The organism is Leifsonia sp. SIMBA_070, assembly GCF_046534635.1.
Lineage (GTDB): Bacteria > Actinomycetota > Actinomycetes > Actinomycetales > Microbacteriaceae > Leifsonia.
In genome coordinates this window covers 203,392-216,342 of sequence record NZ_JAWRYK010000001.1, presented here as the reverse complement: position 1 = coordinate 216,342, position 12,951 = coordinate 203,392, and the positions used below count along the sequence as shown (strand labels likewise).

Below are 12,951 nucleotides of genomic sequence, written 5' to 3'. Positions count from 1 at the left end.
CGTCAGCCGCGGATGCGGATGACGGTCTTGCCCTTTCGCCGCTGCGTCGGATTCAGCGCGGCGATGACGTCGTCGAAGCCCGCGACCTCGTCGATGTTGGTGCGGAGCCGGCCGTCGCGGACACGCTGAACGATCTCGGTGAGCTGCGACGGCACGGACTCGACGACGAAGTCGACCGAGAGGCCATCCTCCGGTCGCACGTCGCCGAGGCCTGTCACGGTCACCAGCGTGCCGCCGGGCCGGATCAGGAGGGCGGACTTCTCTTGGATCTCCCCGCCGATGACGTCGAACACCAGGTCGACGCCTCCGACGTCTGCGAGGTCGTCGTTCTCGAGATCGACGAACTCGTGCGCTCCGTAGTCGAGCGCCTTCTCGCGGTCGCCGGCACGGCCGGTGCCGATCACGTAGGCGCCGGCCTCGCGGGCGAGCTGGGTCACCATCGTGCCGACGGCCCCGGCCGCGCCGTGCGCGAGGACCGTCTGCCCTGAGCGCAGGCGGCCGTGCTGGAACAGCCCCTGCCACGCGGTGAGCCCGGAGATCGGGAGGCTCGCGCCAACGGTGAAGTCGACATCGCCGGGAAGAGCGGCAAGATTCCGGGATTCGACCGCCACGTACTCGGCGAGCGTGCCGTCGCGGTGCCAGTCCGAGATACCGAACACGCGCTGTCCCACCGTGAGGCCCGTGGTGCCGTAACCGAGTGCGGTGACGACCCCTGCCAGGTCGTGGCCGACGATCGAGGGGGTGCGGTCCTTTCCGGCACGGTCGACGACTGTGGAGGGCCAGCCGACCTCGGTCGGCACGAACGCGGCGGCATGCACCTCGACGATGACGTCATTGATGGCCGGCTTGGGTTCCGGCCGGTCCTCCAGCCTCATCCCCGCCGGTCCCGCAGCCTGATCGGTCACCACTACTGCCCGCATGAGGCACCTCCTTGCGCAGGCCAACCGTGCAGGCCGGCGTGCTATGTCCAGGTTCGACCTCGTGGCCGAGTTACGGAACATCCTATTCGCAAATAGGACCATTTGGTCCTCTTAAGCCTGCCCCGAGAACCGAGGAAGGAGTGCGTCAGCCGGACGACAGGCTCTGGATGTGCGCGAGGGCCATGTCGATCGACGTACCCATCGGCGTCACATCGTGAGCCGTCTGCGCCAGCATGTAGCCGCCCTGCACAGCGCCGAGAAGGCCGGTAGCGAGTTCGTCGACCGGGGCACCCGCGGAAAGCTTGCCGTTTTCCTGCATTCTCCGGATCGCCCCGGCGAGAAGGTCCTTCCACTCGGCGAAGAGCGCGTGGAGGGCGCGGCGCGCTACGTCGTCGTGGTCGGAGACCTCGGAAGCGAAGGAACCGAGCGCGCAGCCGTACGCTCCGTGCCGCAGCGCGTTGTTCTGCACCAGCGCGTCCCTCCAGCGCCGCAGTCCCTCGATGTTCGAAACCCCGCCGAGGGCTTGCTGCTCGCGCTGGATCACCCGCTCGCCCATCAGCTCGATGACAGCGCGAACGATCTCGTCCTTGTTGGCGAAATGCCGGTAGAGCTGCGACTTGCTCGCACCACTTGCGGTGCGCACGTCGTCGAGAGTGGTCGATCCGACGCCGCGGACGTACATGAGCTCGGCCGCAGCCTCGACGATCCGTTCACGCGTCTTCGCGCCGCGCGCGGTGAGGCGAGCGGTGGTCGTCGTCTCGGCGGTCGCGGACACCTCCTCATGGTACGTCCCGACGGCCTCCTCAGAGGCTGACGCCCAGCGCGTCGAGTGCGGAGGCGAACTCGGGGATCTCAGTCGGCGGCACCTCGGTGAGCGTCGCGAGGTTGCGGAAGAACGGCCGCACGGAACCGGCCCCGTCGCCCTCCCCCAGCACGTATTCGACGATGCCCTGCTGCGCCAGCGCCGAGCCGCCGAGGCCGGCGTGCGCGAACCCCGTGGCCGGGGCGGAGACCGCCAGCACCTCGCGGCCGCCGACCGCCTCCTGGGTCACCGCGTACTGGTGCAGGTGTCCGCTTCCGAACGCGGCCACGTCGACGTCGGCGAGGGCGGAGAGCAGGCGGTCCCGCGACGCATCGGGGATGCTGATGTTGTGCTCGGTCACCGCGGGGTACGGGTTCCAGACCGGCTTGTGGCTGAACAGCAGGGTCGGCCGGGCGCCGATCAGCGCGGGGAGGGACTCGATCCACCCCCACTGCTCCTCCTCTTCGGGGAGGCCGCTGCCCATGATCTCGCTGTCGAGGCCGACGACCGCCCAGTCGCCCACCGTCTCCACCCAGTGGTCGGGGCCGAACGTCGACGAGAACGCGCGGACGCGCTCGGACGTGACCTGGATGTCCGCCCAGGCGTTCTCCGGCCGCTCCCCCACGTCGTGGTTGCCCGGCAGCACGCGGAGCGGCGCCTGGATGCCGGCCAGGATCTCCCGGGCAGCCTCGCGGTCCTCCGCGTTGTCCGGGTCGAGGATGGCGACGTCCCCGCTGTGCACGACGAACGTCGGGCGGATGTCGTTGATCAGCGCGACGAACCGCTGCAGGTTCTCGGTGGTCGCTCCTCCCAGGTGGGAGATGTGGGTGTCGGAGAGCTGGACGATCTTCACGGTTGTTCCTCTCGGGTGGGGACGGTCAGCGCAGTCCGGAACGGACGAACGCGTCGACGATGTAGCGCTGCAGGAAGAGGTAGATGAGGAAGATGGGCAGGCAGGCGAGCCCGGCGGCCGCCATGATGGCGCCCCAGTTGTCGCCCTCGGCGCCGAGGAAGCTGCGGATGCCCACCTGGATGAGCGCGTCCGACTGGTGCTGGAAGATCAGCGACGGCCACAGGTAGTTGTTCCACGCTTCGATGAACAGCATGATGCCGAGGGCGGCGAGCGCGGGCCGCATGTTGGGCAGCACGACCCGGATCAGGATGCCCCAGTGCGACCGGCCGTCCATGTGGGCGGCGTCGATCAGCTCCCGCGGGAACGACTGCATGTGCTGCCGCATCAGCATCACGGCGAACGCCGAGCACAGGTTGGGGACGATGACGCCACCGATGGTGCCCAGCAGCCCGAGCTGCGAGATCAGGACGTAGTTCGGGATCATCGTGACCTGGAACGGCACCAGCCAGGAGCCGATGAAGAGCAGGAACAGGATGTTCTTCCCCGGGAACTGCCACATCGCGAAGCCGTATGCGGCGAGGATCGCGATGATCAGCTGGCACACCGCGACCGAGAACGCCATCAGGAACGTGTTGCCGATCATGGCGAGGATGGGGATCTGCTGCCACACGGTGACGTAGCTGTCCACCGACAGCGGCCACGGGACCAGTGTCTGCGCGGCGGCGTCCGCCGGCTGCCTGAATGCAGTGGCGAACATCCAGTAGATGGGGAAGATGCTCGCGACGGCGACCACCGCGAGCACGATGTGCCCGACGACGGTCACCGAGCGTCCGCGCCGACGAGCAGCCGATGCCTCACCGGTTCGGGCCTCCACAGGAGGCGCGACGGTACGGACGGGGGCCGACGGATGGGCGACCAGGACGAGAGCCATGGAGTGCTCCTAGTTGTCGAAGAAGGAGAGGCGGTCGGACAGGGTGACGAGGCCGAGCGAGATGAGCCCGAACGCGAGGAAGAAGAGCGTGCCGGCCGCTCCCGCCGTGCCCGCGTCGAAGTTCTGGAACCCGATCTGGTACAGCAGGTAGTACAGGTTGGTGGTCGAATCGCTGGGCCCGCCCTGCGTCAGGATGTCGATCATCGGGTAGGTCCACTGGGCCGACAGCAGGATCGTCATCAGCACCAGGAAGACGATCGTCGGCGACAGCAACGGCAGCGTGATGCGTCGCAGGATCGTCCATCCATCCGCACCGTCGATGGAGGCGGCGTGCGCGTAGTCGGGGTTGATCCCCGCGATCCCGGCGGAGACGACGAGCACGCCGAAGCCGAGCATCTGCCAGCCGACGATCGCGATGATCGCCCAGATCGCCCCACTCGGCGAGCGAAGCACGTCGCCGATGTCGATACCGAAACCCTTCAGCGCGGTCGGGATGGCCCCGCCCGAGTCGGAGAGCAGCCAGCGCCACACTGCCGCAGCGGCGACGGGCGTGACGAGGAACGGCACGAAGATGATCGCCTGGTAGACGGTCTTCGCCCGGCCTCCCACCCGGCGCGACAGCAGGGCGACGACGATGGGGAGCACGACCGAGAAGACGAGGAACGCGGCGATGTACACGCCGGTGTTGACCAGCGCATCACGCAGCTGTGGCGAGGTCACCACGGAGGCGTAGTTCTTCAGGCCGACGGGGGTCAGCGGCTGCGTGGGCAGCAGGTTCCAGCTGTAGAACGACAGCTGGAAGGTCTGGAACAGCGGCCGGTAGATCCACACGACGAGGAGGGCGATCGCCGGGAGGACGTAGAGGTACGGTGCCAGCGGGACGCGACGTCGGCGGCGCCGCGTCCCGCCCGCTGCGGCCGGGCGAGCCTCCGCCGCCCCCACGACCCGGGCAGGTCCTGCGTCTGTGACGAACATGGTGCGCTCGCGCTTCCCGGTTACTCGCCGACCGAGGACTGCACGGCCGCCAGCTGCTCCTCGGGCGTCAGCGACAGGAACTTCTCCAGCGCCTCCCCCGACATCTCGTACGCGGTCGGGAACTGGCCGATCGGCACGACGGAGTGCTGGACGTGGTCGCCGTAGACGTGCACCAGGTTGTACGACTGTCCTCCGGCCTGGCCGCGCGCGGCGGGATACGGCATCACGAGGTCCTGCGTGTAGCAGGTGGCGGAGGCCACGGACACCGGGATTCCGGCGAACGTGTCGGTGGTCGAGTAGTGCAGGTGGCCGCCGAGGATGCCTCGCACGTCGGTGCCGCGGATGACGTCCGCCAGCTTCGGCTGATCGTGCAGTTCGAAGAGGCGGATGAGTCCCAGGTGGCTGGGGATGGGCGGGTGATGCAGTGCGAGCAGGGTGCCGTCCGGCGCCGGCGTCTTCAGCTCCTCAGCGAGCCACTCCAGCTGCTCGTCCGTGATCTCGCCCCAGTGCTGACCGGGCACTGTGGAGTCGAGCGCGATGATCCGCAGGCCGTTGACGTCGTACACGCGGTCGTAGGGCTCGGTCGTGGCGTCCTCGCCGAGGAGACCCACCCGGAAGGCGGCGCGCTCGTCGTGGTTGCCCATCACCCAGATCACCTGCGAGCCGTAGCGCTCCGCGACCGGCTCGACGAGGGCGCGGATGCGGTCGTAGGCGTCCGGGGCGGCCGTGTCCGCGATGTCGCCGGTGAACACGATGGCCTCAGGGCGGGTGTTCGACTTGTCGAAGCCGTCGAACAGCTCCTGCAGGTTCGCGTCGCTGTCGACGATGCCGTGCAACGGCTCGCGCTTCTCCACGAAGTGGGTGTCGCTGATGTGCAGGATGAAGTGGTCCGGGGTCGGGTATGCGGTGTGGTCGGTCATCGTTCTGGTCCTCTCGGTTCAGGCGTTGGTCGGGTCGGCCGGGCGCAGCAGCGCGGCGGCCAGCGCGGTGAGATCGTCGTCCGTCAGGCCGTGCGCGCGGAGGTAGCCGACCGGGGAGCCCCACTCGGCGTCCCAGCGGGCGATCACGGCCTCCATCAGTTCGGCGGGGCTCGCGGTCACGATCCGTTCGAGGTCGGGGCTGACGGTGGCGCCCGCCGCGCGCATCCGCTCGAGCATGGCGTCTGCCCACGGGCCGGCCAGGTTGTCCGCCGTCTGCGCGTAGTCGGCGACCACGTCCTCCCGGTCGACACCGGCCGCCAGCAGGGCCAGCGCGACGACGAGGCCGGTACGGTCCTTCCCCGCCGTGCAGTGGACGAGCACCGGATCCTCACCGGAGTCCGCGATCAGGCGGACCGCCGTGGCGAGCTGGGTTCCGTGCTGGTCGAGCATCACGTCGTAGACCCGTGCCAGCGTGATCTCCTCTGCAGTCGGCGGCGACTGCAGCGAGCCGGTGAAGACCGGGGTGCGGATGATCACGATCTCCTCGTGCAGCAGGCTGGGGCTCGCCGCCACCTCGTCGTCCGAGCGGAGGTCGATCACCCGGCGGATGCCGAGGTCGGCGACGGACTGCCGTCCGCGCGGGGTGAGGGCGTGGAGGGCGTCCGAGCGGTAGAGCTTGCCGGCGCGCACCGTCAGGTCTCCTGCGCGGTACCCGCCGACGTCGCGGAGGTTGTACGTGCCCTCGACGGGCAGTGGACGGGAAAGGATGTCGGTCATCGTCGTCTCCTCGGTGCTCGCTCGGTCGCTCACTTGACCAGCGCCTGGGCTTGCTTCTGGGCGTCCTGCATCGTCGTCTTCGGGTCCTTGCCGTAGTAGATGGAGTCCTCGACGGCCTTGGAGAAGATGGTGCTGATCTGGCTGTAGTTGGAGCCCGGGTACGACTCCCACGGCTGCAGCTTCTTCAGCTGGGCGATGTTCGGCGCGACGAGCGGGTTCGACTTCGCCCACTCGGCGAGCGGGCCGCTGCCCTCGGTCATGGTGTCGCGCAGCGGGAGGTAGCCGATCTTCGTCGAGATCTGCTCGTACGCCGTCGGGCTGGTCATGAACTTGATGAACTCCCACGCGGCCGCCTGCTTGGCCGGGTCCTTCGACATGATGAACAGCGCCGAGCCGGAGTTGGTCGGTGCGACGGTCTTGTCGCCGAAGGCGGGCAGCGTGGTGTTCTTCAGCTCCCAGCCGCCGGCCTTCGCGCCCGCCATGAACGCGCTTTGCAGCGCGGACGTCTGCACCTGGATGAGCGACTTGCCCGCGGCGAAGGCCGTGTACATGCTCGTCGAGTCGAGGTTCTGCAGCAGCCCGGCGTCGTTGAGCTTGCGCATCTCCTGCACAGCGCCGACCGATCCGGAGTCGCCGAACTCGATGGTCTTGTGATCGGCGCTCACGATCTTGCCGCCGTTCGACTTGATGATGCCCTGCATGCACCAGTCGCCGCCGGTCACCGTGCACGAGATGGTCACGGGCGGAGTTCCGGTCTTCGCCTTCACCTGCGCAGCCACCTTCTGGAGGCCGTCCCAGGTCGAGAAGTCGGGGTTCGTGACCCCGGCCTTCGCCAGCGCGGTGGCGTTGTACCAGAGCACCGGCGTCGAGAACACGTACGGGATGCCGTAGGTGACGCCGTTCCAGTCGCCCAGCTTGGTGGCGTTCGCGTTCATGGGGTACTCGCCGCCGAACGCATCCTCGACCGCCTTCTCTCCGACGAGCTTCGAGATCGGCTGGGCGCCCAGGTCGTTGGCGATGTAGTCCAGGCCGTCGAAGGTGAGCTGCGCGACATCCGGCGCCTTGCCGGCCAGCATCTCGGTCTGCACGCTGGAGATGTAGGAGGTGTTCGCTCCCGCGGCCGCGGTCGGCGCCTGGCCCGTCACGGTGATGTTGGGGTGCTGGCTCTCGAAGGTCTTGATGAGGCCCTGAATGGTGTCCGTCCAGGCCCCGGCCTGCGCCAGGTTGTAGCTCTCGAACGTGATCGACACCTTCTGGTCCGGGCCGAGGGTGGGGATGGTGGCGGTCGCTCCAGCATCGCCGGTGGACTCGGCCGCGACGCCGGCGCCGACGCAGCCGGACAGCGCGAGGGCGGTGACGGCGGCGAGCGCGGCGGTGGCGATCACACGGGTGCGGATGGGCATGGTGGTCGTGCTCCTTCGGGTTGTGGGGGTGACCCGGCGCTCAGGCCGGGACGGAGACGGACGTCGGAACGGAGGGAAGGTCGTCGGAGTCGGGCACCCACTCGAGGCGGCGCCCGGTCGCGCGGTCGAAGAGGTGGATGCGCTCCAGCGCGGCGCCGAGGGCGATCGGCTCGCCGCTGCGAACCCCACCGAAGTGGTCGCCGCGCGCGGTCAGCAGCGTCTCGCCGACCCGGAGGTACAGCACCTGCTCGCTGCCGAGGTTCTCGATCCGTTCGACGAGACCCTCCACTCGCAGCGCGCCGGTGGAGAAGTCGGCCGGGCGCAGGTGCTCCGGCCTGACCCCGACGACGACGTCGCGGTTCTCGACCTCGCCGTCCCAGAGTCGGGCCTCGAGCCCGGAGGCGGTGACGCTGACGACGCCGCCGACCGAGCCGACGACGCCGGGCACCAGGTTCATGGGTGGTGCGCCGACGAATCCTGCGACGAACACCGAGGCCGGACGGTGGTAAATGTCCTCGGGGGTTCCGGCCTGCTCGATGCGGCCGGCATCCAGGACGACGATCTTCGTGGCCATGGTCATGGCCTCCACCTGGTCGTGGGTGACGTAGACGAAGGTGGCGTCGAGCCGGTCGTGGAGCTCGCTGAGCTCCTGACGGGTGGCGGTGCGGAGCTTCGCGTCGAGGTTCGACAGCGGCTCGTCCATCAGGTACGCGCTCGGCTGTCGCACCAGCGCGCGGCCGACCGCGACCCGCTGCCGCTGGCCGCCGGAGAGCTCACGCGGCTTGCGGTCGAGGAGCTTCTCGAGCCCGAGGGTGGCCGCCACCTCGCGCACCCGGCGCGAGCGCTCCTCCTGGGGGACGCGAAGCACCGCGAGGGGGAAGGCGAGGTTCTTCGCGACGCTCAGGTGCGGGTAGAGCGCGTAGCTCTGGAACACCATCGCCAGGTTGCGCTTCTTCGACGGCAGCTCGGTAACGTCCACCCCGTCGATCAGGATGCGCCCCGACGTGGGTTCGAGGAGGCCCGCGATCATGCGCAGGAGGGTGGTCTTGCCGCACCCGCTCGGACCGAGCAGGACGACGAAGTCCCCGTCCTCGATCACGAGATCGACGTCGTCCACGGCACGGTGGCCCTTGAACTGCTGGGTCAGGCCCAGGATCTCGATACGGCTCACCATCGCTCCTCACACTCATGTAATGCGATTCCTTCGCTCGGTGCGCGGAGGAATTTTCGTTACATGGGCATGCTGGACAAAGGAGGTGAACAGCAGGCGACGCGGAGGGGACGGAGTGGGGACGCGACGGGGCACATTCCCCGTCGCAGGCGGATCAGCTCACGTCGCCCGCACTGGACGACGCATCCCCTTCGTCGCGCCCGACCAAATCCATCACCGCATCCATCACGGCCGGATCGGTCGCAGGCAGGCCGCCCGCCGCTGAAATCGCGAGTTCGAGCGCCGCGAAGAGGAGCACGTGGGCCAGGTTCCCGGTGATCAGGCCGGTCGACCATCGGGAGACGGATGCCCCGCACACCAGCGTGACGTCGGAGAGCTCGTGGAGCCGCGAGCGCTGGTAGCTGGTGACGCCGACGACGGTCGCACCGGACGCCGCGGCCGCCTCGGCGGAGCTCAGCGTGACGCCGTTGGAGCCGCTGCTGCTGATGCACACGCACACGTCGCCCGCTGTCAGGGCGCGAGCGGTCAGCTGCTGCACGATCGCGTCGACCGGCGCTTCGCTCGGACGGCTCGAGTTCAGGAAGCCGAGCGACGCCAGTTGCGCGATCGCCGCGGAGGCCCCGTTCCCGACGATGAGCAGTCGCCGGGCGGAGGCCATCGCGGCGACGGCCCGGTCGAACTCGTCGTAGTCGAGGGGCGCGAGCGCCGTCGCCAACTCCTCACCGGCCGAACGGAACATCGACGGCAGCCACTCGCGCGGCTCCCCCTCGTGCCCGGCGGTGTCGGGCTCCAGCCGGGAGGGCAGGTCGCGCAGCAGGAGCAGCCGCAGGTGCTGGAATCCTTTGAAGCCCATGCTCTGGGTCGCCCGGATGACCGTCGCAGCGGAGGTGGTCGTCCGGGAGGCCAGATCGGCCGCCGACATCATCGACACGTCCTCCGGATGCTCGACGATCTCCCGCGCGACGCGCTGCTCGCTGGGGACGAGCGAGGGGATCATCGAGTCGATGTAGCTGAGGGTGCCGCCGAAGGGCGGGTCGGCGCGAAGGGCGTCTGTCATGGTCCCGTGTCTATCACGGCGGGGCGAACGGGGAGCGTCCCGGTCCGCGCGGGAGGCGTCGTCACCGATCGAGCTGCAGCCGCCTCCACGCGAGCACGATCAGCACGATGAACGCGACGGGCGCGAGCATCCCGACCATCAGGGCGTCCCCGTTCACCTGGTCGGGTCGCAGTGCCCAGAGCGCCGGCGCGGCGGGCGGATACCAGGCGCCCGCGCCGGCGAAGACGAGCACCTGGGCGCTGGCGACCAGTCCGATGGTGACCGCGATCCCGCCGAGCAGCCGGCGGCTGAGGGTGGCCGCCCATGCGGCGGGGAGCGCCATGCAGGCGGTCGTCAGCACCAGCACCGGGATGCGCAGCACGACTCCGAGGTCCGCCCCGGACATGGCACCCAGGCCGGCCGCGAACCCGCCGAGGAGGAGGACGCCCGCGATCGCGACAGCGGCGAGAACCGACCACACCAAGTAGGTGAGGATCTTGGCGGACGCAATCACCACCCGGGAGATCGGGAGAGCGAACAGACCGGAGACGGTGCCCTCGCTGAACTCGCGCCCGAACGTCCAGCTGAGCAGGATGCCGCACCCGCCCGCTGCGGCCGCCGCCGTCACCTGCAGGGCGGCGTTCAGGTAGCCGGGCCACCCACCAGCGGCCACCAGCGGCCCCAGCTTCGCGACGACCCCCGGCGAGCCGGTCGTCGCCGCGATGGTCGTGGACAGGCAGATCGCAGCCACACCGATCGCCAGCAGTACGAGCGTGACCAGCGGCACGCGCGCCGCCCGCATCTTCTGCGTCTCGACCGACACGGCCGCGACCCAGCCCGGCGCCGTCATGAGGCGCTCCCCTGCGGCTCGCTGCGAGCCTCATCGTCAGCGAGCACCACCGCGAAGAACGCCTGTTCGAGTTCTGCCCCCGTCGGGTCCAGGCCCCCGATCAGCCGTCCGGCGTTCATCACCGTGATGCGATCGGCCACCCGGGCCACCTCATCCAGGTGATGACTGGAGATCAGGATCGCTGCGCCGTCGTCCGCACGCCGGCGCAGCACGTCGCGGAGCAGGATGGTGCCCGCCGGGTCGAGGGCGTTGGTCGGCTCGTCCAGGACCACGAATCGCGGGCGATGCTGCAGTGCGGCCGCCAGCCCCAGGCGCTGGCGGTTGCCGGACGACAGCACCCTGGCCCGCTTGGCCGAGAACGCTGCCAGCCCGAACTCCTTCACGGCCGCCCCGACGACCGCCTTCCGTTGGTCGGCGGTCACGCCCTGCAACGTCGCGTTCGCCTGCAGGTTGCCGGCCACGGTCAGCTCGCGGTAGGCCAGCGGCGTCTCGACCAGGTGGCCGACGGCCGCCCACACGCCGGCCGGCGCGTTCGCAGTGTCGTGGCCGCCCACCATCACCCGCCCCGAGTCCGGCCGCAGCATCCCGAGGAGCAGCTTCATCAGGGTCGACTTACCGGCCCCATTCAGCCCGACCAGGGCGTGCACCTCCCCGGGAGCCACCCGGAGCGAGAGGTCGTGCACGCCGACGCCGTCGGAGAAGGTGCGGCTGACGGAGAGCATCGCCATGCCCCCGTCGACGGGCTCAGTGGAAGAAGTGTGCACCATGGTTCGTGCCTGCAATCGATCGTCGAGAACGGTCTATCAGACCGCCCGCCGACCAGGCTTCCCGGCGCACCAGTTCGACGATACGCCGACGGACCGATCAGGTGTGTGCACTCTCTGCGGCCTGCTCGGCGCGGTCGTGCTTGCGCAGGCGGTACTCGCGCACGGTGAGGACGACGATGAAGATGTCGAATGCCGTCAGGAGGAGGAGTCCCCAGCTGAAGTGGACGACCAGCTCGAACCCCTGGTAGCCGATGAAGAGTGTCAGGAACCCGATCAGCCAGGGGTAGGCCCACAGCTTGCCGCGCAGGACCGCCACGACGAGGAAGATCTTCACCACGCCATGGGCGAGCAGGTACACGGCGCCGAACAGGGTCGTCGAGACATCGAGCGAGTCGGCGTAGCGAACCAGCCAGTTCGCGACGACGTCGTGCGGATCCTCGTGGAGTTCCGGTCGCGCGAGCGACCGCACCACCGCCGCGATCTGCTCCGGCGTGACGACGAGAAGGGCGACGCCGAAGACCAGCTCCAGCACCCCATCCAGCCCCTTCAGGATGAGGCTGATGAAGAAGGTCCGGTCCAGGACCCCATGCTCACGGTTGCCCGCCATGCGACCGAAGGTACGCTCAGCCAGGCTCGGGCGCGCCTGCCGCCCAGTGTGTATGCGGTGCGCGGCCGCAGCACCGGGTCCGCTAGGGTCGGCACATGCCGAGTCGCGAGGGGTGGTCGCGCGGGCGGGTCGGGTGGGCCCTGCTCGCAGCGGTGGTGCTGGTCACCGGGCTGGCGGGGTGCGTGCCGGCATTCGCGACGCCCGACGGCCGCGCCCACGACGCCGCCAGAAGTGGAGCCGATCGTCTCGCGAAGGCCGTCGACGACTCCCGCCCGCGGAACGTCCTGGCCTCCGACCTGGCGTACGAGTACGCCCAGCCCGGCTCACGCTGGCAGCAAGCGCCGGGGACGAACGAGACACTATCGGCGGAGGCGATCTCCTGGGAGGGCCAGACCCGCGACCCCGGCGGCGCCTACTTCGTGCTGCGGATCAGCGCCCACGCCGACGGTGGAGGCTGGGGCCGCTCGAGCGGAGACTGGTCGGGCTGCTTCGCCTTCCGCGCGCACGCCTTCTTCGCCTGGCAAGCCACCTCCGTGAGGGAGGTGGTATGCCCGCCGGGTACCCCGACGGCTCCGCCGTCACCGCTGCCTGCGCCGGCCCTCCCCGCGGACGCGGCGGACCGGCTGTCGTCGGTACTCGCCTCGGCGACGGCGAACAACCTCGCCGCCCAGCTGGCGGCCGCCTTCCCCGACGGCTCGGTGCGTTCCGACCCGGTGAGCGGCGCGCACCTCACCCGCGACAGCGGGGCGGAGGGCTCGGTCCTAGCCGCGGCGGTCGGCATCTCGGGCACCACGGACTGCAAGGTCGGGACGCGATCGGCCGACGGTAGGGTCCAGGTGTGGCACCCCCAGAACGTCACGTTGCAGCGCGGCGAGGCCGGGTGCACGATCTCGAACGCGCTGCACCCGGTGACGACGCACTGACGCGCGGGCGCCGTTG

At 69.6% G+C, this 12,951-nt stretch carries 14 protein-coding genes; 1 reads left to right on the top strand and 13 read right to left on the bottom strand.

Annotation, left to right across the window (positions count from 1 at the left end):
• Positions 1-2: 2 nt before the first annotated feature.
• From SB754_RS00930 to SB754_RS00870, 13 genes are all read right to left on the bottom strand, one after another.
• A complete protein-coding gene (locus SB754_RS00930; RefSeq protein WP_410780477.1) occupies positions 3-920 on the bottom strand; it encodes an NADP-dependent oxidoreductase in 918 nt (305 codons plus the stop codon).
• 145 nt (positions 921-1,065) lie between these two features.
• On the bottom strand, positions 1,066-1,695 hold the full coding sequence (locus SB754_RS00925) for a TetR/AcrR family transcriptional regulator (protein WP_410780476.1): 630 nt from the start codon (positions 1,693-1,695) through the stop codon (positions 1,066-1,068).
• 28 nt (positions 1,696-1,723) lie between these two features.
• Complete coding sequence (locus SB754_RS00920; protein ID WP_410780475.1) at positions 1,724-2,575, bottom strand: metallophosphoesterase family protein; 852 nt, start codon at positions 2,573-2,575, stop codon at positions 1,724-1,726.
• Positions 2,576-2,600: 25 nt separating this feature from the next.
• Complete coding sequence (locus SB754_RS00915; RefSeq protein ID WP_410780474.1) at positions 2,601-3,506, bottom strand: carbohydrate ABC transporter permease; 906 nt, start codon at positions 3,504-3,506, stop codon at positions 2,601-2,603.
• Between the two features lie 9 nt (positions 3,507-3,515).
• Entirely contained in the window at positions 3,516-4,481 is a 966-nt protein-coding gene (locus tag SB754_RS00910; protein ID WP_410780473.1) for a carbohydrate ABC transporter permease, read from the bottom strand.
• A gap of 20 nt (positions 4,482-4,501) precedes the next feature.
• Complete coding sequence (locus tag SB754_RS00905; RefSeq protein WP_410780472.1) at positions 4,502-5,401, bottom strand: phosphodiesterase; 900 nt, start codon at positions 5,399-5,401, stop codon at positions 4,502-4,504.
• 18 nt (positions 5,402-5,419) lie between these two features.
• The gene (locus tag SB754_RS00900) at positions 5,420-6,178 is read right to left on the bottom strand and encodes a tyrosine-protein phosphatase (RefSeq protein ID WP_410780471.1); all 759 of its coding nucleotides are present in this window, start codon (positions 6,176-6,178) and stop codon (positions 5,420-5,422) included.
• A 29-nt stretch (positions 6,179-6,207) separates the two neighbouring features.
• Positions 6,208-7,581 (bottom strand): extracellular solute-binding protein, encoded by a 1,374-nt coding sequence (locus SB754_RS00895; protein ID WP_410780470.1) that lies wholly within the window; start codon positions 7,579-7,581, stop codon positions 6,208-6,210.
• 40 nt (positions 7,582-7,621) lie between these two features.
• The gene (locus SB754_RS00890) at positions 7,622-8,755 is read right to left on the bottom strand and encodes an ABC transporter ATP-binding protein (protein ID WP_410780469.1); all 1,134 of its coding nucleotides are present in this window, start codon (positions 8,753-8,755) and stop codon (positions 7,622-7,624) included.
• Positions 8,756-8,906: 151 nt separating this feature from the next.
• Positions 8,907-9,809 (bottom strand): MurR/RpiR family transcriptional regulator, encoded by a 903-nt coding sequence (locus tag SB754_RS00885; RefSeq protein WP_410780468.1) that lies wholly within the window; start codon positions 9,807-9,809, stop codon positions 8,907-8,909.
• 61 nt (positions 9,810-9,870) lie between these two features.
• Positions 9,871-10,638, bottom strand: coding sequence for an ABC transporter permease (locus tag SB754_RS00880; protein ID WP_410780467.1), 768 nt, complete (start codon positions 10,636-10,638; stop codon positions 9,871-9,873).
• Entirely contained in the window at positions 10,635-11,405 is a 771-nt protein-coding gene (locus tag SB754_RS00875; RefSeq protein WP_410780466.1) for an ABC transporter ATP-binding protein, read from the bottom strand. The genes SB754_RS00880 and SB754_RS00875 overlap by 4 nt, the downstream gene beginning before the upstream one ends.
• Positions 11,406-11,502: 97 nt before the next feature.
• On the bottom strand, positions 11,503-12,012 hold the full coding sequence (locus tag SB754_RS00870; protein ID WP_410780465.1) for a DUF2127 domain-containing protein: 510 nt from the start codon (positions 12,010-12,012) through the stop codon (positions 11,503-11,505).
• A gap of 95 nt (positions 12,013-12,107) precedes the next feature.
• Here SB754_RS00870 and SB754_RS00865 point away from each other — a divergent pair, with 95 nt between their 5' ends.
• Positions 12,108-12,935, top strand: coding sequence for a hypothetical protein (locus SB754_RS00865; protein ID WP_410780464.1), 828 nt, complete (start codon positions 12,108-12,110; stop codon positions 12,933-12,935).
• Positions 12,936-12,951: the final 16 nt, after the last annotated feature.